This window comes from Achromobacter sp. 2789STDY5608615 (assembly GCF_001298995.1).
GTDB lineage: Bacteria > Pseudomonadota > Gammaproteobacteria > Burkholderiales > Burkholderiaceae_B > Achromobacter > Achromobacter insuavis.
The window spans coordinates 108,244-130,474 of record NZ_CYTY01000018.1 but is presented as its reverse complement, the minus strand read 5'-3'; the positions used below and the strand labels follow the sequence as shown (position 1 = coordinate 130,474).

The 22,231-nt window shown below is 67.5% G+C and carries 17 protein-coding genes; 16 read left to right on the top strand and 1 reads right to left on the bottom strand.

Annotated features, from left to right (window positions below; translation table 11 throughout):
• From AOZ49_RS33840 to AOZ49_RS17435, 11 genes are all read left to right on the top strand, one after another.
• The coding region (locus AOZ49_RS33840; RefSeq protein ID WP_255353695.1) for an autotransporter outer membrane beta-barrel domain-containing protein at window positions 1-896 on the top strand (896 nt) is incomplete at its 5' end.
• Window positions 896-1,600 (top strand): autotransporter outer membrane beta-barrel domain-containing protein, encoded by a 705-nt coding sequence (locus AOZ49_RS17480; protein WP_054476797.1) that lies wholly within the window; start codon window positions 896-898, stop codon window positions 1,598-1,600. The genes AOZ49_RS33840 and AOZ49_RS17480, both read left to right, overlap by 1 nt.
• 748 nt (window positions 1,601-2,348) lie before the next feature.
• On the top strand, window positions 2,349-3,626 hold the full coding sequence (locus tag AOZ49_RS17475) for a nucleotide sugar dehydrogenase (RefSeq protein WP_054476795.1): 1,278 nt from the start codon (window positions 2,349-2,351) through the stop codon (window positions 3,624-3,626).
• A gap of 43 nt (window positions 3,627-3,669) precedes the next feature.
• A complete protein-coding gene (locus AOZ49_RS17470; protein WP_054476793.1) occupies window positions 3,670-6,150 on the top strand; it encodes a hypothetical protein in 2,481 nt (826 codons plus the stop codon).
• Entirely contained in the window at window positions 6,147-8,210 is a 2,064-nt protein-coding gene (locus AOZ49_RS17465) for a glycosyltransferase (protein ID WP_054476791.1), read from the top strand. Before AOZ49_RS17470 ends, AOZ49_RS17465 begins: the two co-directional genes overlap by 4 nt.
• A 48-nt stretch (window positions 8,211-8,258) precedes the next feature.
• Window positions 8,259-9,407 (top strand): polysaccharide biosynthesis/export family protein, encoded by a 1,149-nt coding sequence (locus tag AOZ49_RS17460; RefSeq protein ID WP_369815816.1) that lies wholly within the window; start codon window positions 8,259-8,261, stop codon window positions 9,405-9,407.
• Window positions 9,408-9,414: 7 nt separating this feature from the next.
• Entirely contained in the window at window positions 9,415-10,755 is a 1,341-nt protein-coding gene (locus AOZ49_RS17455) for an ABC transporter permease (protein ID WP_054476789.1), read from the top strand.
• Window positions 10,756-10,764: 9 nt separating this feature from the next.
• Entirely contained in the window at window positions 10,765-11,478 is a 714-nt protein-coding gene (locus AOZ49_RS17450) for a P-loop NTPase family protein (RefSeq protein ID WP_054431436.1), read from the top strand.
• A 121-nt stretch (window positions 11,479-11,599) separates the two neighbouring features.
• Complete coding sequence (locus AOZ49_RS17445; protein WP_054431462.1) at window positions 11,600-12,631, top strand: KpsE/RkpR family capsule polysaccharide export protein; 1,032 nt, start codon at window positions 11,600-11,602, stop codon at window positions 12,629-12,631.
• A complete protein-coding gene (locus tag AOZ49_RS17440; protein ID WP_054476787.1) occupies window positions 12,624-14,555 on the top strand; it encodes a Vi polysaccharide transport protein VexE in 1,932 nt (643 codons plus the stop codon). Before AOZ49_RS17445 ends, AOZ49_RS17440 begins: the two co-directional genes overlap by 8 nt.
• Window positions 14,556-14,700: 145 nt before the next feature.
• Window positions 14,701-15,864 carry a pectate lyase family protein gene (locus tag AOZ49_RS17435; protein WP_082380486.1) on the top strand — a complete coding sequence of 388 codons (1,164 nt, stop codon included), beginning with the start codon at window positions 14,701-14,703 and terminating at the stop codon, window positions 15,862-15,864.
• A 9-nt stretch (window positions 15,865-15,873) separates the two neighbouring features.
• Here the strand turns inward: AOZ49_RS17435 and AOZ49_RS17430 are convergent, their stop codons facing one another.
• A complete protein-coding gene (locus AOZ49_RS17430; protein WP_054431464.1) occupies window positions 15,874-16,479 on the bottom strand; it encodes an RBBP9/YdeN family alpha/beta hydrolase in 606 nt (201 codons plus the stop codon).
• Between the two features lie 269 nt (window positions 16,480-16,748).
• Between AOZ49_RS17430 and AOZ49_RS17425 the strand changes: the two genes are divergently transcribed.
• From AOZ49_RS17425 to AOZ49_RS17405, 5 genes are all read left to right on the top strand, one after another.
• On the top strand, window positions 16,749-17,876 hold the full coding sequence (locus AOZ49_RS17425; RefSeq protein WP_054476785.1) for a branched-chain amino acid ABC transporter substrate-binding protein: 1,128 nt from the start codon (window positions 16,749-16,751) through the stop codon (window positions 17,874-17,876).
• Window positions 17,877-18,089: 213 nt separating this feature from the next.
• The gene (locus AOZ49_RS17420) at window positions 18,090-18,791 is read left to right on the top strand and encodes a response regulator (RefSeq protein ID WP_054476783.1); all 702 of its coding nucleotides are present in this window, start codon (window positions 18,090-18,092) and stop codon (window positions 18,789-18,791) included.
• Window positions 18,784-20,076 carry an ATP-binding protein gene (locus tag AOZ49_RS17415; RefSeq protein WP_054431440.1) on the top strand — a complete coding sequence of 431 codons (1,293 nt, stop codon included), beginning with the start codon at window positions 18,784-18,786 and terminating at the stop codon, window positions 20,074-20,076. The genes AOZ49_RS17420 and AOZ49_RS17415 overlap by 8 nt, the downstream gene beginning before the upstream one ends.
• A 160-nt stretch (window positions 20,077-20,236) precedes the next feature.
• Window positions 20,237-21,340, top strand: coding sequence for a serine hydrolase domain-containing protein (locus AOZ49_RS17410; RefSeq protein ID WP_054476781.1), 1,104 nt, complete (start codon window positions 20,237-20,239; stop codon window positions 21,338-21,340).
• A gap of 65 nt (window positions 21,341-21,405) precedes the next feature.
• On the top strand, window positions 21,406-22,231 hold an 826-nt coding region (locus AOZ49_RS17405), incomplete at its 3' end, for a MipA/OmpV family protein (protein WP_231690375.1).

Genomic DNA, 22,231 nt, shown 5'->3' with positions numbered 1-22,231 from the left:
TTGATGCGCCAGCGGCTCCGCCTGCTGACAAGCCGGGGGTGCCGCCAGTTGATGCGCCAGTGGTCCCGCCTGCCGACAAGCCGGTGGTGGTGCCGCCAGTTGATACGCCGACGGTTCCGCCTACCGACAAGCCGGTGGTGGTGCCGCCAGTTGATGCGCCAGCGGCTCCGCCTGCTGACAAGCCGGGGGTGCCGCCAGTTGATGCGCCAGTGGTTCCACCTGCGGACAAGCCGGTGGTGGTGCCGTCTGTTGATACGCCAGCGGCTCCGCCTGCTGACAAGCCGGTGGTGGTGCCGCCTGTTGATACGCCAGCGGCTCCGCCTACTGACAAGCCGGTGGTGGTGCCGCCAGTTGATACGCCGGCGGTTCCGCCTACCGACAAGCCGGTGGTGGTTCCGCCTGTTGATGCACCAGCGGTTCCGCCTGCTGACAAGCCAGGGGTGCCGCCTGTTGATACGCCAGTGGTCCCGCCTGCCGACAAGCCGGTGGTGGTGCCGCCAGTTGATACGCCGGCGGTTCCGCCTACCGACAAGCCGGTGGGGGTCCCGCCCGGTGACAAGCCCGTAGGCATGCCGGATGACGATCACGCGAGTGGTGGAGTCAGTCGTGGAACGGTTCATGTCTACCGTCCGGAAATCGGCAGCTACGCCACCAATCTGGCCGCGGCGGGAACGCTGTTCGACCTGAGTCTGGGCGATCGTCAGAGCGCGGAGTCCGTCGACCCGGTTACGGGCGCCCATAGTCACGGCTGGGCCAGGATGACCTCCGGGCACAGCCGTGGGAGTCTGTCGGACGGGCAGAATCAGTACTCGGCGGACCAGAATGTGCTCCAGCTGGGGGTATCGGTCGCGGGGGGGGCAGTTTCAGCGGCCAAGATGCTTGGCAGTTGGGCGTAATGGCTGGCTACGGCAGTCACCGCAGCAAGACCCGCAGCCGTCTGTCCGGGTACCAATCCCGCGGTGACGTGGTGGGCTACAGCTCGGGCCTGTACGGGACCTGGTACCAGGACGCGTCGGCGCGCAGCGGCCTGTACGTGGACAGCTGGGCGCTCTACAACCGGTTCGACAATACGGTCAAGGGCGAGGGCCTGGCCACGGAGAAGTACAAGAGCCAGGGCGTTACCGGGTCCGTGGAAGTGGGGTATGTGCTGGAGACAGGCACGCATACCACCAGCGGCGGCAGGGAGAACCGATACGCTGTCCGGCCGCAGGCGCAACTCATATGGTCGGGCGTGAAAGCCGGCGAGCACACGGAACGTACCGGGACGACGGTGAAGGGCGTGGGCGGCGACAACCTGCAGACCCGCCTGGGCGCGCGGTTCTCCATGACCAGCCGCCGGCCGTCACAAGATCCGGCAAAAGCCGGCGGGTTCGAGACCTTCCTGGAAGTTAACTGGGTGCGCACCCCCAGGCCCTATGGGGTGAGCGTGGACGACTCCCGCATCCTGGTCCAGGGAAACAAAAACGTGGTCGAGATGTTGGCGGGCGTGGAGGGCGACTTGAACGAACGCGTGAGCATATCGGCGAACGTGACGCAGCGCCATGGCAGCCAGGGCTATCGCGACACCCAGGGCGGGGTGAGTGTGAAGCTCCGCTTCTAGACCCAGGCATGTCGGGGCGCCCCTGGCGCGACCCGACATGCCTGAAGGCGAGGGCGCCGCTCCCTGGAGGAGATACCGGCTAGAACGCCCGCGCACGGGCGCTCGTCCCGTGCCGCACTTGTTGGAATGTGTAATCCACCGGCCTGTCATGGGTGGAAGTCATTTCAATATCAGGACAGATTCGCCTCGCCCGGGCGCGCCGGGCGATTTTCGCGCCGCGCGCGTATGCCACGACGCAGAATGCGCGGTCAATAGGGAAGAGGGCGTGCTGATTTACGCCTAGCACGATTTTTCTGGTTATTCCGGACGCGATCAGTGACTTGAAGTTGCAATAACGACATTTTCCCCGGGAGCGTCCAAAGATACCCAGGGCGAATACTCATTCCTTGCAGTTTGATTAAATCAAGATAAGAAAACGACTTTAAATAATTTCTTACAAGACAAAAGGTCTCATTTATTTCCATATGTATGGAAAAAGAGATTATTTCAGGGATTTCCCCACGTTTATTACGACCTCGGCGACTTATTTCCATAGCATCGAAAACTTTTAGAAAAAAATTTGCTGCCGCCGCGGCCTACGATTCGTTGGCTCGTTGCCCACTGGTATGCCGGGGTATCGAGATGTAATTAATTTTGAGTGTGACGTCCACCCAGGCGCGAATAAGCGATTCGATTGCGCATCGATTATTTGGTTCCTGGGTGTCGATTTTTTGATGTATTCGACACGACGAAAACAGTGAGGTCCCCCGTGGTAAAGAGAATCGCAGTATGCGGTCTTGGATATGTCGGCCTGCCCGTGGCCGTGGCATTTTCCAGGCGTTTTGATGTCGTCGGCTTTGATGTGGACAAGCGGCGGATCACGAGCCTGAAACAGGGAGAGGACTGGACGGGCGAGATCGAGCGCGATGCCTTGCTGGCGTCGCCCATGCAATTTACCGATCAGGTGAGCGAGCTGGAGGGCTGCGATTTCTTCGTGGTCGCCGTGCCGACGCCGGTCGACGAAAAGAACAATCCCGATTTTTCCCTGCTGGTGCGGGCCTGCCGTTCGATCGGGCCGGTGCTGCGCCCCGGCAGCATCGTGGTGTTCGAATCGACGGTGCACCCCGGCGCGACCGAGGAAATCTGCGGGCCGGAACTGGAAAAGGTGTCGGGTCTGCGCTGCGGCGTCGACTTCAAGCTTGGCTACAGCCCCGAACGGATCAATCCGGGCGACCGCGAGCATCCGCTGGAGAAGATCGTCAAGATCGTGTCCGGCCAGGACGCGGAATCGCTGGAGATCATCGCCGGCGTCTATGAGCAGATCATCGACGCGGGCGTGCATCGCGCCTCCTCGATCAAGGTGGCCGAAGCCGCCAAGGTGCTCGAAAACACCCAGCGCGACATCAACATCGCGCTGATGAACGAGATGTCCAAGATCTGCGATCTGGTCGGCATCCGCACCGCCGAAGTGCTGGAAGCCGCCGGCACCAAGTGGAATTTCCTCAAGTTCACGCCCGGCCTGGTCGGCGGCCACTGCATCGGCGTGGACCCGTACTACCTGACGTCCAAGGCGCAGGAGCTGGGCTACCACCCCGAAGTCATCCTTTCGGGCCGCCGTATCAACGACGGCATGGCCAGCCACGTGGCCTCGCGCGTGGTGCAGACCCTGGCCCGCAACGGCCGCCTGAACGCCGCGACCCGGGTCGGCATCCTGGGCATGACGTTCAAGGAAAACGTGCCGGACATCCGCAATTCCAAGGTGGTCGACCTGTACCGCGCGCTGGGCGACTACGGCATCACGCCGGTGGCCTGCGACCCGATGGTCGACGTCGAACAGATGCGGCACGAGTACGGCATCAGCCTGGTGGAACGCGACCAGTTCCGCGACCTGGATGTGCTGATCCTGGCCGTGCCGCACCGCGAAACCATGGACACCCTCTGGGAAGACCTGCCGCAACTGGTCAAGGCCGACGGCCTGGTCTGCGACCTGAAGTCCGTGCTGGACAGCCGCCGTCTGCCGTCCGGCCTCTTGTACTGGACCCTCTGAGTCCAGGCCCGCCGCAACCCATCAAACACAGGAGAGGCCCGGAATGACCGCCTTTACCATCGCTCCGATTGGCACCTGCCGCATTCACACCCCGCTGCGCGACGCGGTGGGACGTTACCCGATCAAGCAACAGCTCGGGCGCAATTACGGTTTCGTGCACACCAGCGCCGAGGCGCTGCAGCAGGCCCGCTTCATGTTCGGCCAGGCCGAGGTTCCCACCGACGTGCAGCGCGTGATCTTCCGCCCGTCGAACGGCGAGCAGGCCCGCCGCGGCACGCACAAGCCGGCCGACCTGTACATGGTCGAGCTGTCCTCGCGCAAGCTGCTGACCGTCGGCGGCTACCCGATCCAGTCGAACTACCTGGTGCGTTTCTTCAGCGAGTTCTTCGCCGACCGCGCGCGCACCCGCGCGTTCTGGTCGCAGGCCAGCGACGAACGGCTTGCCGAGCGACGCGCGTGGCTGGACCAGGATCCCGTCTTCAAGAGCCTGTCCGCGGACAATCGCGAGCTGCTCGCCCGCATTGTCAAGCGCGAACAGACGGACGAGGAAATCGAACAGCAGATGCACGAGCTGGTCGACCTGCTGGGCCGGGACAAGGTCGTGTTCGTCACGCACGTCAATGCCATGACGCCCGACAATGTGCCGATCGAACAGCGGGCGCAACTGATCGCCGCGGTGACCGCCAGCGCGCAGCGCATCGGCGTGCCGTGCTATGACCCGACGCCGCTGATGAACAAGATCGGGCAGGCCGACGCGATGGAAGACGGCGGGCTGGACCTGACGCACTACACGCCGCTGTTCGCCGAGCGCCTGTACACCGAGTGGTTCAAGACTTTCGTGCGTCCGCGCATGAGCACCTCCACGCCGCAGCCGTCGGTGCCCAAGCTGAGCGCCGACGAAGGCGTCGAACGCATCGAGAAGATCTGGGATTCGGGCGACCTGCGCGAAGCCTCGCGCCGCCTGCGCGACGTGCTGCGCCGTCATCCGGGCCTGCCCGACCACACGCTGCTGTTCGCGCGCTTCCAGGAAGAACTGGGCGACTACGAAGGGTCGCTGGCGCTGCTGGGCGGCGCGGACGGCACGCTGGCCACCGGCAGCAAGGCCGAGCAGATCCTGATGCGCAACCAGTTCAAGCTGGGCCGCCATGACGTGGCGCACTCGCTGGCCGCCGGCCTGCTGGGCGACGAAATCGAGACCCCGGAAATCGTGCGCATCGCCGCGATCTCCGCCGGCCACCTGGGTTTCGTGGACGAGGCGCTGGGCAACTGGAAGCAGCTGTTCCGCATTTCCTCGCCGCAGGACGCGACCGCCACCGAGGCGGCCGACACCGTGCTGTCGCTGCTGCAGGCGGGCAGCGACATGGATGCCGCCCTGCGCTGGATCCATGAAGTGCGCGCCGCCATCCCGTCGCATGGCCGCAGCTTCGCGACGCTGTGGCGCGACCGGCTGATCGCCGGGGACCGCGCCGGACTGCGCGCGCTGGCGTCCGAGTCGCCCGCGCTCAAGGATGTCGAGGCGCTGGAGCTGATCAAGGAAGCTACGTGGCGTGGCTGCATCATGGCCGCGGCCGCGTTGGCCGTGTCGTGCAAACTGGCCGACAGCGAGCAGGAAGACATTTCGGCGTGGCTGAGCACGCAGTCCGCGGCGTGGGCCGAGGAGGGCGCGCAGGCGCTGGAGGAGGGCCGTCTGCGCGATGCCGCCGAGCGCATCTGCGCGCATCGCCTGCTCAATCCCGATGCCCTGGCCGGGGTGCGGGCGCAGCGCGCCTTTGAACGCGCCATGCGCCTGGGCGTGCGGGCCGCGCTGGTGGCGGGCAACCACAAGGAAGTGATCGACCTGACCGACATCGCGCTCGACACCCAGGTCGAATTCCCCGAACTGCACGCCATGCGCGGCCGCGCGGCCGATGCGCTGGGCGACAAGCAGACCGCCATGCGCCACCTGGAACAGGCCGCCGCCAACGAGTCGGCGCCGTTCAGCACGCAATTGCACTTTGCCCGTGTCGCGTTCAATGGCGGCTGGTTCGGCGAGGCCATCGACGCCTACAAGATGGTCCTGGCGCACGCGTCGGCCGACCAGAGCGCCCGCGACGAGGCCGAGCGCCAGCTCGGCAGGCTCGGACCGCGCGCCATCCGCGGCGCCCGCGAAATCCTGTCGGCCGGCGACCCCAAGGCGGCCTGGAACCTGCTGGACCGTGTCGCGCGGTCGTGGCCGGGGATGCCGGAAGTCGACCACGAGAAGCGCCGCATCCTGGCCGTGCTGTACGCCGAGGCGCGCGCGCTGGAATCGTCCAGCACCACCGAACGCCTGGCGCTGGGCGAGCGCATCCTGCAGCTGGTCTCCGACGATCCCATCGGCCTGCGCCTGGCCGCGGTGGGCGCCATGCGCCTGCACCGCTTCGAACAGGCCTTGCCCTACTGGCGCGCGCTCAAGGAGCGTTCCGACAATCCGGCCCAGTTCGATCACTACATCCAGCGCTGCCTGGTGTGGATCGACAAGGCCAACCGCAGGAAGGCCGCATGAATCCGCCATTGATCACCGAGCGCGAGAACACCGCGTCGTCCGACCTCCAGGCGGTCCAGGGCCGGCTGGAGGAAATCGTGGCGGCCTCGGTGCGGGTCCAGGTCGCGCAGGCCAATCTGGCGGACGCGCAAGCGCTGGCGCGCGGCCACATGGCCGACTCCAAGGTCCGTTTCCTGCTGCTCAGGCTGAAAGAGGCGGCGGGTCTGAACGAGGGCATGTCCGAGCAATGGGCCACGCTGCTGCGCGAATGCCCCGATGACCTGGAGATCGTGCGCTATCGCGCCACCCGCCTGGTCAAGGAGCGCCACCTCGAGGACGCGCTGGCCCTGGTCGAGCGGCACCTGCCGGAGTCCACCGAAAACCCGGCCCGGCTGTTCGCCCGCGCCAAGCTGCTGAGCGATATCCGAGCCTACGAACAGTCGGATGAACTGTTCCGCCGGCTGATCCTGCAGCACACGGACCGCAACATCCGCGTCGAATTCGCCAAGCGGCTGCGCAAGCGCGGCCTGCTGGCGGATGCGTTCGACGTCATCGCGCCCGTGGCCAAGCACCTGGCGCCGGGCAGCAAGGCGGCTGAGCTGGCCAACGGCCTGGCCAGCGACTACGCGTTCTATCAGCGGCTGGAGCCCGAGGCCTCGCTGGCCGGCCAGGACATCAGGATCGTGTCGATGAAGCACGCCATCCTGCATTTCCGCGATCGCCAGATCCCGGAATACTCGCCCGAGAAGCCCGTGTCGGTCGCGCTGGTGACGGGCAGCCTGGGGCCCGGCGGCGCCGAGCGCCAGCTGACGCGGCTGGCCGGGGAACTGGCCCGCATGGCGGACACGCCCAGCCCGCGCCCCGCCGATACGCCGATGAAGCCGGAGAAAGTGGAAGTGCTGGTCAAGCAGCACACCGAGCCGCCCGGTTCCAGCAAGAAGCAGGGCCTGGATTTCTTCCTGTCCGTGCTGGTCAAGGCGCGCATTCCGGTCACGGAAATCAACAAGCTGCCCGCGATCTCGGTGGCCCATCAATCCGTGCCGGACGGCAGCCTGGGCCGCCTGCTGGAGCAGTTGCCGCCGCCGGTCCACTATGGCGTGACGCGTCTGGCGCCGGTCCTGCGCGCGAGCACCTTCGACGTGGTGAGCCTGTGGCAGGACGGCACGTGCCTGTTCGGCGCCCTGGCGGCGCTGCTGGCCGGCGCGCCGACCATCCACCTGGTGTTCCGCGGCCTGCCGCCGAACATCCGCAAGGACCGCTTCCGCGAAGAGTATCCCGAGCTGTACCAGGCCCTGGCCCAGGTGCCTGGCGTGCATTTCGTCAGCAACAGCCGCAAGGCGGCCGAGGCCTACGCGGAATGGCTCGGCATCCCCATCGTGCGCTTCCACGTGCTGTACAACGGCGTGCCGGACCTGGCCACCGATGCCGCGCAGACGGACAAGGAAAAGTGGCAGGCCTTCCAGGAGAGCACGGCCGACGCCACGGAAACCATCGGCGGCGTGTTCCGCCTGGAGCCGGACAAGCGGCCGCAACTGTGGATCAAGCTCGCGGCGCTGTACCTGAAACAGCGTCCGCAGGCGCGCTTCGTCATCGTCGGCGATGGCCGGCTGCACGACAACATCGTGGCGTTGGCGGAAGACCTGTGCGTGATGGACCGGCTGCTGCTGGTCGGCTTGTCGAATCACGTGGGCTACTGGTATTCGCAAATGGACGCCAAGGTCCTGCTGTCGCGCTACGAGGGCCTGCCCAATGTGCTGATCGAAGCCCAGCTGCTGGGCGTGCCGGTCGTGTCGACGCCGGCCGGCGGCGCGGGCGAGTGCTTCGAGGAAGACCAGACCGGGCACCTGCTGGGCGACGTCGAGCACCCCGACCTGCATGAAGCCTGCGACAAGGTCGCGTCGATCGTGGACCGGGTGCGCGCCGACCAGGGCCTCAAAGCCCAGAGCCGCGAGCGGGCGCAGACCTTGTTTTCGCTGGAGGCGATGCTGGGCAAGTTCCTGAGCCTGTGCATGCCGCTCATGCCCGAGTCGGAGAACGACGCGAGCATGGAGCTGCCCCCCATGCGTCTCATGCAGGCCTGAGCGTCCGCCAGTCCCATCCTGGTCCTGAAGATAAAGGAAGTTATGCAAATGACCGCCCCGGCGGCGGGTCCGCGCCGCATTGCGGCGCCGGCCCTGCTGCTGATTACCGTACTGATGCTCAGCGGCTGCCAGCTGCCGCGCTCCGGCCCCATGTTGGGCGAGATGACAGGCGCCCACGACGCCAAGGATGTCGTCGTGATGCCCGCGTCGCGCGAACTCGCGCGCGCGAGCCGGGTGCCCGAGGTCTCCGATTTTCCCGTGCCCTACCGCGACCTGACCCAGGCCGGCTTCGACAGCCTGGTGCCGGGCGATGGCATCAATGTGAAGGTGTGGGAGCGCGGCGGGCTGGGGGTGTTCGCGGCGGACCCGACCGGCGTGAGCGACCTGGGCAACCAGGAACTGGACCGCAACGGCAATGTGTCCTTTCCCATCCTCGGCAAATTCAAGGCCGGCGGCATGACGCTGGGGCAGTTGCATGACGCCATCGTGGCGCGCCTGAGCCGGCTGGTGGCTGGCGCCGATGTCAGCGTGACGCGCGCGGCCGATGCCCGCGGGCAGATGGTGACGGTGCAGGGCAACCTGACCAAGCCGGGCATGTATCCGATCACGCAGACCTCCCAGCGGCTGAGCAGCGCGCTGGCGCAGGCGGCGCCGGTGCAGACCAATCCGGAGCAGCTCGTCATCAGCCTGCGGCGCGACAACAAGGTCGCCTCGGTGCGCCTGTCGGACATCTACCGCAACCAGAACAACGACATCCTGCTGCGCTCCGGCGATGTCATCACGGCCTACGAATCGCGCGAGTTCCTGACCGTGCTGGGCGCGGCCGGCAACCAGGGCCGCGTGGCCATCAGCAAGCGCAACTACAGCGTGCTGGACGCGCTGGCCGACTCCAAGGGCCTGGATGACCAGACCGCGGACCCGCGCTCGGTGTTCCTGTTCACGCCCGCGCAGGCGGGCGTGGAGGGCAAGCCGGACCTGCTGCCGGTGGTGTACCAGTTCGACCTCACGCGCCCGGAACAGGTGGCGCTGGCCCGCGAATTCACCGTGAAGGAAGGCCAGGCGATCTATATCTCCGACGCGCCGTTCACCCAGGTGCAGAAGGTGCTGTCCGCGTTCCGCGTGACCATGAGCGCCGGCTTCAGCGCCACCCGGGCGATCGACTCCAACTCCGGCTCCTCCAGCGGCATCAGCCAGTAGCGTGTCGATGAGTAACGAGGATCGGATCAAGGGTTGGCGTTCGCGGAGAAAGGACAGCAGTTACGCGGTGGGATCGGGCGTCGCCGCCTGGCGCCTGGACCCCGCCGCGCTGTTCGAGGCCAAGGCTGAGCCGGCCGTCCTGCTCAAGCCTTTGCTGGCGCGCCTGCAGGGCGAGCCGCACGACTCGGTGGCCGCCCGGCGGGCGGTCTACGAGGCGGTGCAGGCCGAGCTGGACGCGGAAATCGCGCGCGCCAAGGTCGATGAGTCGCTGGCCGACTTTTCGCGGCGGCGCCTGCGCATCATCGTGCGCCTGCTGGAGCAGGACATCCGCGCCGGCGTCGAGGTGTTCGCGCCGGGCTACATGCCCGCCCGGCTGGTGGCCGAGGATCAGCGCCTGGCCCAGGCGCAGGAGCGGCGCGAGCAGCGGCGCAGGCAGGACGAGGCGCGCGATGCGCGCCGCCATGCCTCGCGCAACGATATCGCGCTGGAGATGGAACTGCCCGCGGGCGAGGCCGGCGACCTGGAGATCCTGCGGGAGCGGGTGCGCGGACTGCATGCCGGGCATCGTCCGCACATCGCCGGCCGCGGCTGGCCGGGCGGACGCACGCTGCTGGCGCTGTTCGTCTACCAGCTGCATGTGATGCATGGCGAAAGCCGGATCGCCCTGTTGTGGGCGTTCGTGGGTCCGGTCGTGCTGCTGACGCTGATTTCGTCGCTCTACATCCTGATGGGCACGCACTACATCCTGGGGATGGACGTGCAGACCTTCTCGCTGCTGGGCGCGACGACCTGGATCATGTTCCGGCAGATCATCTTCCGGAGCAGCACGGCCTACGTATCGGCGCGCGGCCTGTTGAATTTCCAGGGTGTGTCGTCGTTGATGTGCGCGCTGGTGCAGGCGCTGCTGTACGTGTCGGTGTACCTGGTGGTGTTCGTGGTGCTGATCACCGCCGGCCATGCGCTCGATCTCATCACGCTGCCCAGGAGCTGGCCGGGATTCATGCTGTACGTGGTGCTGATGGCGTGCTGCGCCGCGGCGATGGGCCTGCTGTTCGGCGCGATCGCGACCTTCTGGCACTTCTTCCTGCGGCTGGCGCCCGTGATCGAGCGCTTCCTGCAGATTTTCTCGGGGGTTTTCTTCGTCTCGGAGCAGCTGCCCGAGCAATTGCGGCCCTGGATGCTGTGGCTGCCGTTCTCGCATGGCATGCAGTTGTTGCGCTCGGCCTACTTCGACGCCTACACGTCGCAGGACGCGAGCCTGGGGTACTTCCTGACCAGCCTGGTTTTCCTGATGGCGGTCGCCCTGGCGGCCGAGCGGCTGGCCCGTCCCAATATCCAGCCCATGTGAGGAACGACGATGATTCATCTCAATGGCGTGACGGATGAACCGCTGGCCTTCGGCAACCGGCAGGCGCTGCTGGCGCAGGCCCACCTCGACATTCCCGTCGGGCGCTACGCCTTGCTGTCGCCCGCGCCGGAGCTGCACCGCCAGATCATCGACCTGCTGTGCGGCCTGCGGCCGCCGCGCCAGGGATTCGTCCAGCACGACGGCAACGTCTCCTGGGCGATCGGCCGGCAGGGCTTCATCCGCGGCAAGGCCAGCGGCCTGAACATGATCGAGCTGGTGAGCCAGATGTACGAGCTCGATGCCGACGCCACCTATGAACTGGTGGCCGACCTGATCACCGACCCCAAGAGCCTGTCCCGGCCGATGGAGCATTGGCCGCTGTTTGCGCGGCAGGAGTTTTCGTTCGCGCTGGCCCTGGCGCCGGCGTTCGACGTCTACGTGATCGAAGGGGCCATTCCCTTCGAACCCTGCCGCTTCACCCGTCTCTGGCTGGCGCTGTTCGAAGAACGGCTGATCGGCAGGACGCTCATTCTTTCCAGTTACCGCCAGAATCAATTGGCGGACTATTGCCTGAAGGGCCTGATTTATGAACGAAGCGCACTCCGCATCGAAGACGACCTCGACCAGTGCATCAGCAAGTTCCCCCCGCGACGATCACGAAGCGAATCCGGAACAGGCGACGACGTTTTCGGCGGCTTCGACGAGGGCCAGCTCGGCTTCTGAGAGCGGCTCCGAGATCGAGCGCCGGCGCCGCGAGCGGCAATCGGCGCTGGAGGACCGTCGCTGCCGCCGCTGGATCAATGCCTTCATCGTCGTGGCTCCGGTCGCGCTGGCGCTGGTCTACGTGCTCTGCATCGCCACGCCGCGCTATGAGGCCGAGTCGCGCTTCTTCGTGCAGTCCGGGTCCGGCCAGCAGGGCGGCGGCGCCATGGCGGCCAGCCTGCTCACCACGGGCAACTCGGGCGGCATGCTCGGCGGCTTCGTCGACGGCTGGGCGGTCAGCGACTTCCTGAGGTCGCGCGACAGCATGCGGCAGCTGGACAAGAAGGTCGGCCTGCGCCATTACCTGCTCAATACCGGCCTGGACCCGGCCAACCATCTGTCGGAGGACTCGAGCGAGGACGATCTCTATCGCGCCTACCGGGCCTCGGTGCAGGTTTCCTTCAACGCGCTGGAGCAGATCGACGTGCTGCGCGTGCGCGCCTATTCGCCCGAAGACGCGGAAACCCTGTCCAAGGCCCTGATCGGCCTGGCGGAAGACTTCGTCAGCTCCATGAACGAAAAGGGCGTGGCGGACAAGCTGAGGGTCAGCGAGGAGTCGGTCAAGCAGGCCGAGCAGAAGGCGCTGGGCGCGCGCGAGGCGCTGACGACATGGCGCACCACGCACGGCAATATCGACCCGACGGCCACGGTGGCCATGCTGCTGAACCTGTCCAGCCAGCTGGAAGCGGAACTGAGCACCGCCCAGATCAACCTGGACAAGATCCGCGCGCTGAACAACAAGGACCACTTCATGCTCAAGCCGGCCGAAACGCAGGTCGTGGCCTTGAAGAAACGGCTCGCCGCCGTGCGCCAGCGCCTGAGCGGCGAAGGCAACACGGAAGCGAAGCAACTCAAATCGTACGAGGCGCTGCGCAATACCCAGGCCTTCGCCGATTCGAATCTGACGCTGGCGCAGCAGTCCTACCAGCAGGCCGTGACGGACGCCCTGCGCCTGCAGCGTTACCTGTCCATCATCGCGCAGCCGGTTTCCACCGACCGGCCCAGCAGCCCGCGCACGGGGGTGCTGCTGTTGCAGGCGCTGGCGCTGGGCTTCGTGCTCATGTTCGTCCTGCGCGCGGCGATGGCCCTGCTGAGAGGATTGCGCCATGGTTGATACCACGATTGAACGCCCCGGCGCCGCCGCGCCGGCCGCTGTCCATGCCGCGCCGAGCGATGGCGTCAGCCGCCTGCGCGCGGTCATCAAGCAGATCCTGGAGGCGGACGACCCCTTGCAGGCGATGGCCGGGCTCGGGCCGGCGCTGGCGCGGGTGGAAGAGGGCTGGCGCGACGCGCGCCGCCTGCTGGTGTCGCCGTTCGTGAAGGTGGGCCGGCTGGCGCCGGCGATCGCCGCGCTGGAGCAGCTGGTTCAGACCTATCCGGCGCGTACCGATGACCGCCGCCTGCTTGCCAGCCTGCTGGGCCGCACCGAGCAATGGGACCGCGCCATCGAGCAGGCGGACGCCGCCGCCGCCATTGCGCCCGATAGCGGCGCGCTGCAGGCCGCGCGGATCCAGCTGCGGGTGCAGGCCGGACGCATCGCGCAGGCCGCCGAGGTCGCGCGCCAGACCGCCGCCCAGGCGCGCGCCAATCCGGGCGACGCGCATTGGTGGATGCTGGCCCATGCGCGCAACGGCGACGCGGCTGATGCCGCCGGCATCGCCATGGCCTTGCAGCCGGCGGATCTGCCGAACGCGCGCGTGGCGACGGTCGCCGTGCGCGCGTTGCTCGACGATGACCGGGTCGAGGCGGCGATCCTGCTGGGCAACGGGGCGCTGGACGCAGGCCACGATGCTCCGGCGCTGCGCGCATCGCTGGGGCTGGCGCACCTGCGGCGCGCCACCGACGACGACCGCAAGGTGCATGCCCCGGCGCACTTCGAGGCGGGGCTGAACGCGGCGCCGGCCGACGTGCGGCTGTTGACACTGCATGGAGAAACCCTGCTGCGCGCCGGCCGCTACAAGGAGGCCGTGGCGCCGTTGCGCCAGGCCATGGAGCTGGCGCCGGAGCTGGAGCAGACCCGCGCCCTGTACGCCCGCGCGTTGCGCTACACGCTGCAATACGAGGAGGCCGCAGACCAGATGCTGCACCTGGTCGAGAAGTCCCCCGACAAGCGGCTCTGGCAGCGCGCCGCCATCGGTGCGCTGTCTCAGGCGGGCCGCAAGCAGGAGGCCGAGAGCCTGTTCGCGCGCTACGTCGCGCAACGCGGCGACGCGCTGCCGCCGACCTTCCAGCAGGCCCTGGATCAACTGGACCAGAAGCTGGACACCGCGCCGATCCCGCAGGCCCGCCTGGACTGGGCCTGGTCGATGCGGGGCGACGCCACGGCCGACCGCGCGCAATGGGAGCGGCGCGCGCGCTGGGGCCATCTGGTGGACCACCTGCTGTTCGACTGGCTCGAATGCCGCGAGGACAGCGTCGAGGAGGCCATGCAGGTGCTGGGCGAACTGGACACCGGCGAGCGTTTCTTCGCGCCGCTGCTGGCCGCCGGCCGGGGCGTGGTGGTGGCCACGGCGCACGTGGGGCCCATGTATGCCGGCTTGATGGCGCTGGAACTGCTGGGCATTCCTTCGCGCTGGCTGGCGACCGCGCCCAGCATCGCCCAGAGCAGCTACGCCGCCGCCCTGATTTCCACCGCCGACCAGACCGAGGCGCAGGTCGCCAAGGCCTGCATGCGCGCGCTGGCCGCGGGCAATGTGCTGTGCCTGGCCGTGGATGGCGCCGCCAACCCCGCCGCGCCGCGCAGCGTCTTCGAGGGGCAGGCGGTGACCTATTCCAGCTTCGCCGCGCACCTGGCGCACCGCCAGGGCGTGCCGTCGGTGTTCTACACCCCGCGCTGGGAGAACGGCCGGGTGGCCTACACGCTGGAGATGCTGCCCGCCGTGGAACCGGGCGAGGATGCCGACGCGTACGCGCGGCGTTGGCAGGAGGCGTATTTCAAGCACCTGCGGGCGCATGTGGCCGGCCCGCCGGAGAACCTGCGCCTGAGCGGCGGCATCTGGCGCCACGTGCAGGCCGCGGATCGGTCCGCGCAGGGTTAGGGAGTGAATGTCCATGAAAGCAGGAACGAATACAACGGAAGCGGCGACGGGCAGGGCGCCGCGCCGCAAGCGCGGCGGGCAGGCCGGGCGCGGGCTGCCGGGCGCGCCGGCCTGGCTGCCCGGGGTGGGCATGCTCGTGGCGGCCATGCTGTATGGCGGCGCGGCCGCCGCCAGTGAATCCTGCGCCAGTCCGGACGAACGCTGCCCCTTCGTTTCCGAACTGCTGCAGCAGCGCGAAGGCTATGGCGCCCGCGCCACGGGCGGCCTGGGCGGCAAGTTCATCGAGGTCACCTCCGACCAGGACGCCGGACCGGGCACGCTGCGCGCGGCGCTGGCGCAGGCCAAGAAGGGACCGACCTGGATCCGCTTCGCCTCGGACATGACGATCGTGCTGGACTCGCAGCTGCGGGTGCCGTCGAACACCACGATCGACGGCCGCGGCAAGCACGTGGCCCTGATCGACGACGGGCTGGGCGTGTATGGCAGCAAGAACGTCATCCTTACGCACCTGACCATCGACGGCCGCCTGAACCGGCTGACGCAGGCCGTGAACATCGCCAACGACAGCCGCGACGTGTGGGTGGACCACATGGACCTGTCACGCATGTCCGACCGGCTGCTGAACGTGAAGAACGGCTCCACCGACGTCACGATCTCGTGGACCAAGTTCCACAATTCGAACAAGGTCATGCTGCTCAACAACATCACCTCGAAGAACCTGTTCGCGAACTACGAACGGGATTCCATCGCGCGCGTGACGCTGCACCACAATTATTTCTTCAACACCGTGCAGCGCAATCCCCGCGGGCAATTCGGCACGTTCCACCTGTTCAACAACCTGCTGGAGAACTGGGATTTCTACGGCATGAGTTTCAGCCTGGAGGCCAAGGCGCTGGTGGAAGGCAACATCTTCAACAATGACGCCAAGCGCCAATGCGTGGAGCCGGAATTCTTTCCCACGGTGGAAGGGGTGAAGGTGAACTATTGCCGCTATATCCCCACGGCCGCCAAGCGCAGCGCGCTGGACAACGGGGCGTCGGACGAGGGCGCCTACCAGGACTTGAAGGCGGTGCACGGCTATACGCGCGACTTCAAGGCGTTCCTGCGCCTGAAGGACAACCTCTACCTGGGGGATGCGAAACCCGTGCTGCAGGACTACCGTCCCGAGGCCGCGCCGACGCCGCCGTATTGCTATGGGTACGAGAAGCCCTCGGCGGAACTGGCCGACCGGATCCGCAAGCATGCGGGCAACACCAGCGGCGATACGCCGCTGCCGGCAGCGCGCACCGGCGCGGGTTGCGGCGGCTGAAACGACGGGTCAGGCCTGGTGCGACAGCGGCCGCTCGGGAATCGGCGCGATCCGCTCGGGCGGCGGCGACACGCGCCACGAGGCGCGCCGGCGCAGCGCGCCGAACAGCTTGAGGCCTTGCGGCCAGTCTTCCAGGCCGCTGTCGGCATTGATGTGGCCGGCGCCGGGGATCACCACCACGCGGCTGCCCCAGTTCTCGGCAAAGGCGCGGGCGCGCTCCAGCCGACAGTAGGGGTCGTTGTCGCTGGCCACCACCACACTCTGGAACGGCAGCGATTGGCGCGGGATCGGCGCGAAGCCGCGCAGACAGTCCGGCGCGTCGGGGCGTTCGACATCGGCCGGCGCCACCAGCAGGGCGCCGGCGACCTTGGCGCGCAGCGGCACCGGCAGCGCCGCGCTGATCAGGCAGCCCAGGCTGTGGGCGACCAGCAGCACCGGGCTGCGGGCCTGGTCGACCAGGCCGGCCAGGGTGGATATCCATTCCGCGCTCACCGGATTCTGCCAGTCGCGCTGCTGCACCCGCACCGCGTGCGGCAACAGGGCCGCCCAGCGCGATTGCCAGTGTTCGGGTCCGGAGTCTTTCCATCCGGGGACGATGATCGGTTGGAGTCTCATGGCGGCCATGATGCCGCGCCGTCTTAGTAACGCAAACGAATAAATCCGCTTTTGCATATACGGTGGCGGGCATAAGGGCGGCGGCGCCCCTGATGCGGCACCGCAATATCGAAACCTCGCCCAAGGCGGGCCGGAACCCCTGCAAAAGCCGCTATTTTTCAGTGTATGCTTGCCGCGCTAATGCAACGTAACGGGGCGTGACCAACGCGTTTTCCGGCCGTCCGCCCGTACATAAACCAACGATTACAAGCCATTAAGGGAGTCCACTCATGAAGCAAGCATTTCGTCTGACCCCGGTCATCGCGGCCCTGGGCGTCGCCGCGGGGTTGGCGTTCAGCGCCGGCGCGCACGCGCAGACCATCAAGATCGGCGTGGTGGGCCCCACCACCGGCGCGGTCACCCAGTACGGCGACATGGTCCGTGAAGGCGTCGACACCGCGGTGGAACGCATCAACGCCGCCGGCGGCATCAACGGCAAGAAGCTGGAAACCGTGGTCATTGACGACGGCTGCGAACCCAAGCAGGGTCCGGTCGCCGCCAACCGCGTGGTCAACAGCAAGATCGGTTTCGTCGTGGGCCACGTCTGCTCGGGCGCCACCATCGCCGCCGCCGACATCTACAACAACGAAGGCGTGGTCATGGTCACGCCCTCGGCCACGTCGCCGGCCCTGACCGACGGCAAGAACTACGAGTTCATCTTCCGCACCATCGGCCGCGACGACCAGCAAGGCCCCGCCGCCGCCAAGTTCATCCTGGACAAGCTCAAGCCCAAGAAGGCCGCCGTGCTGCATGACAAGCAGTCGTATGGCCAGGGCATCGCCACCGCCGTCAAGAACGACCTCGAAAAGGGCGGCGTGCCCGTCGCCATCTTCGAAGGCATCAACGCCGGCGACAGCGACTACTCGGCCGTCATCACCAAGCTCAAGAGCCAGGGCGTGGACTTCGTCTACTACGGCGGCTACCACCCCGAAATGGGCCTGCTGCTGCGCCAGGCTGCCGAGCAGGGCGTGAAGGCCAAGTGGATGGGTCCGGAAGGCACGGGCAACCCGGACATCAACGCCATCGCCGGCGACGCCGTCGAAGGCATGCTGCTGACGCTGCCGGCTGACTTCACCCAGAACGCCGCCAACGCCGAGATCGTCAAGGCCTTCGCCGCCAAGAAGCGCAACGCCAGCGGCGCGTTCCAGATGACGGCCTACACCGCCACCCAGGTCATCGCCGACGGCATCAAGGGCGCCGGCAGCGAAGACCCGACCAAGGTCGCCAAGTACCTGCACGCCAACACGTTCGACACCCCCATCGGCAAGGTGGCCTGGAACAAGCAGGGCGACCTGACGAACTTCCAGTTCGACGTCTTCGTGTGGCACAAGGACGGCTCGAAGTCCGTTTATAAATAAGGACTTGGCGCGCATCCGGGCGGCTTTCCAGCCGCCCGGATGCGCCATCCGCCAGACCCCTCGGCCGGGCCGGAAGCGATGTCTTCCCGCCCGGCTTTTTCGTGGGCGCCGCCCGCCGGGAACCGAGCCGTCGCCGGCGCGGTCGAACGCCGCTCGCGCGGTTTTGCGTAGAATGCGGCGAAATCGCTCTCTCTTTTTCTGTCCGGACACCCCATGACCAAGGCCTTGCTAGTCGAAGACGATCCGAAGCTGTCGCGCCTGATCGCGCAGTTCCTGGAGCAACACGGGTTCCAGGTCGCCCAGGCCTACCGCGGCGACCATGCGGTGGAGGCGTTCCGCCGCCACGACCCGGCCATCACCATCCTCGACCTGATGCTGCCCGGGCGCGACGGCCTGCAGGTCTGCCGCGACCTGCGCGCCTTCTCGTCGGCGCCGATCCTGATGCTGACCGCCCGCGAGGACGACCTGGACCAGATCCTGGGCCTGGAATCGGGCGCGGACGATTACGTCATCAAGCCGGTCGAGCCGCGCGTGCTGCTGGCCCGCATCCGGGCGCTGTTGCGGCGTCACAGCCAGCTCGAGGAACCGCCGGAGCGCCTGGAGTTCGGGCCGCTGGTCATCGACCGGCGCACCCGGGCGGTGATCCACGGCGGCGTCGAGGTCGACCTGACCACGATGGAATTCGAGATGCTGTGGGCGCTGGTCAGCCAGGCCGGCCAGGTGCTGACGCGCGACGACCTGCTCAACGCGGTGCGCGGCATCGAGCTCAACGGACTCGACCGCAGCGTCGACGTCTGCGTCAGCAAGCTGCGCCGCAAGCTGGACGATGACCCGCGCGATCCGGCGCGCATCAAGACCGTGTGGGGCAAGGGCTATCTGTTCTCGCCCAAGGCGCACGAGGACGGCGATGATTAAATTCGTCCTGCGGCTCTTCGTGGTGCTGGCGGTCGGCTTCGTGATTTCCAACGAAGTCGTGGACCGTTCCGCCAACTACCTGTTCGAGCCGGTCAGCGACGCCTATACCCGCGAGTCGGTGCGCGGGCAGATCCATTCCCTGGTGCTGGAACTGTCGAAGGTCGAGCCGGGCGCGCGCGCGGCTTACATCGAAAAGCAGCTCAAGCCCTACTATGGCCTGGGCCTGCGCGTCTTCAATGCGTCGGACTACAACGCCAGCGACAGCGAACGGCGCATCGTCGCCCGCGGCGACTTCTTCATCCGCGACAAGATGCAGACCTTCGTGGCCGCGATTCCCGGCCCCGACCACCAGTGGCTGGAGGTCAAGCTGCCGCCCGAGCCGTCGTTCGGCCCGTGGGTGGTGGCGGCGGTCTATTCGGCGCTGGGCCTGCTGCTGTGCGCCTTCATGCTGGTGTGGGCGCTGCCGATCTGGCGCGACCTGGAAGCCCTCAAGACCGCCGCCCTGCGCATGGGGCAGGGCGACCTGGAGGCCCGCGCGCGGCTGTCGCGGCATTCCAGCATCGGCAACCTGGGCGATACCTTCAACCTGATGTCCGAGCGCATCGCGGCGCTGATCGGCAACCAGCGCGAGCTGACCAACGCCGTTTCGCACGAGCTGCGCACGCCGATCGCGCGCCTGTCCTTCGAGCTCGACATGATCGGCCGCGCCGACGAGCCGGCCGAGCGCAAGCGCCTGATCGACGACATGAAGAGCGACGTCGCCGAGCTCGACAGCATGGCGTCCGAGCTGCTGATGTACGCGCGCCTGGAACACAAGGGCGATGGCGTCGCGCTGCAGCCGCAGGACGCCCGCAGCTGGCTCGATTCGGTGGTGCAGCACGCGGGCTTCGAGGCCGACCAGTCCGGCGTGCGCTGCGAGGTGGTGCTGTGCCAGGTGCGCGAGGTCCACCTGCACCAGCGCTACATGACGCGGGCGCTGCTGAACCTGCTGCAGAACGCCATCCGCTACGCCGGCGGCCGGGTCCAGGTCAGCCTGGTGTCGCCCGCGCCGCGCGAGTATGTGCTGATGGTCGACGACGACGGCCCGGGCATCCCGCAGGCCGACCGCGAACGCATTTTCGAGCCCTTCATCCGCCTGGACGAGAGCCGCGACCGCGGCACCGGCGGCACCGGGCTGGGGCTGGCCATCGTCAGCCGCGTGGCGCGCTGGCACAACGGCACCGCCGAGGCCACCGACAGCCCCTTGGGCGGGGCCCGTTTCATCATCAGCTGGAAGGCGGCCTGAGGCCGGGGACAGGGGCGCGCCGCATCGATCCGGCCCGCCTTTAACAAACTTAACAATCTGTCCTTCCAATCTTCACAAACTCCATACAAAGCGGGAAAGATCGGGGACGCGTCCCTGTCTAGCATGACGGCAGTTCTCAAAAGAGGGTTGCCTGTTCGTCATGTTTTCGCTCGCCCGCCTGGTCGCCGTCGCCATGCTCCTGATCGCCGCCGGCGGTTGCCAGGGCGGGGCCCCGGCCGCGCCGCCGACCATCGCCCGCGGCGACTATCCGGCGGTAGTGGCGTACCTGAAGCAGCGCATTGCCTATGACCTGGACGCGCAGCGGGTGCCGGGCCTGTCGATCGCCATCGTCGATGACCAGCGCACGGTCTGGAGCAGCGGCTTCGGCTATGCCGATTCGGCGCGCCATCGCAACGCCACCGGCGACACGCTCTACCGGGTAGGCGCCATCTCCAAGGTCGTGACCGCCGCGGGCGTGCTGCGCGCCGCCGACGACGGCCGCCTGTCGCTGGACATCCCCGCCACCCAGGCGCTGCCGCAATCGGCGCTGGAGCCGCGCCGCGCCGCCATGCACTGGATGGACACCTATCCCTTCACCGTCCGCCGCCTGCTGGCATTGCGTCCCGACACGCTGGAAGACACCATGGGCCGGGCCCGCGCCGACATGGGCTACGCCATGCTCGGCGACATGGTGGCGCACGCCGCCGACGAGCCCTTCGACGCCTACGTGCGCCGCACGCTGCTGCAGCCGCTGAACATCTCGCGCGCCGGCTTCCGGCTGGCGGCCGCCGGCGACGACGCGCGTGAACTGCGCGCGGCCGGCTACCGCCGCGGCATCCCGTGGGTCGAACAGCCGCAGCCGAACGAGGCCGCGGAAGGCCTGTGGGCCAGTTCCGCCGAGATGGCGCGTTTCTCCAGCATGCTGTTCGGCGGCGGCACCTACCAGGGGCGCCGCATCCTCAACGACGAATCCGCGCTCACGCTGCTCAACCTGGAGACGGTGGCCAACGGCATGGACCTGGAGTGCCGCCTGGCGCTGTCGTGGCTGGCGGCGCCCTGCGATGCCGACTACATCGCCGGCGACGCGCTGCGCGACCACAGTGGTGCAACCGAAGCCTTCCATGCCCGCTGGCTGCTGGCGCCGCGCGAGAAGCTGGCGGTGCTGGTGATGAGCAATGCCGACAGCGCCGAGCCGCTGGTGGCCTCGGTCTCGACCCTCGCCATGAACCTGATGCGCCAGGCCAAGGGCGTGGCGCAAGAGTAGGCATGCGCCGCGGCAGCCGCGGCGTGGCCCTGTTTTCCCCTCAACCTCGTTTCCCGGATGTTTTTATGAAGCGAAATCTCTCTTTGTCCCTGATGCAGCGCCGCGCCGGCGCGGCGTGTTTGCTGGCCAGCCTGCCGGTGTTGTCGTTCGCCGCGGGCGGCCAGCAGGTCGCCGACAATTCGGTCTACGGTTCTCGCGGCGCCAGCTCGCGCGGCATCGAGGTCGCCACCGGCGCCGAGAAGCCGGCCGAGGAGTGGAAGTTCTACGGCACGCTGGGCGTCGGCTACGCGCCGCGCTACAGCGGCAGCGACGAGAGCTCGGCCCTGCCGATCTTCGGCCTGGGCATCCGCAGCCCGGGCGGCTTCTTCCTGGACACGGCCCACGGCCTGGGCTGGGAGACGCAGGCGCTCAGCAGCACTTTCCGCTTCTACGTCGCGCCCAGCGCCTCGCGCAAGGACCACAAGAAGGGATTCGAGGGCTCGAACAAGCTGCGCGGCATGGGCGACATCAAGAGCCGCGCGCAGATCGGCATGGATGCCGAGACGCAGCTGGGCCCGGTGACGCTGTCGGCCACGGTGGCGCACGCATTCAAGAAGGGCGACGACCGGGACGTGGGCAGCGCCTACACGCTGTTCAACCTGGGCGCCAGCACCACGGTGTACGAAGGTTCGGCGGGCGCGATCTCGCTGGCGCTGAGCAGCAACTTCGGCGACGGCAACTACATGCGCACCTGGTACGGCGTGAGCGATCGCCAGTCGGCCAACTCGGGCTACCGCCGCTACAACCCCAAGGGCGGCCTGGAAAGCATCGGCCTGGGCGCGACCTGGGCGCTGCCGTTGAGCAAGGAATGGTCGTGGTCGGTCGCGGCCGAGGCGCGCCGCCTGTATGGCG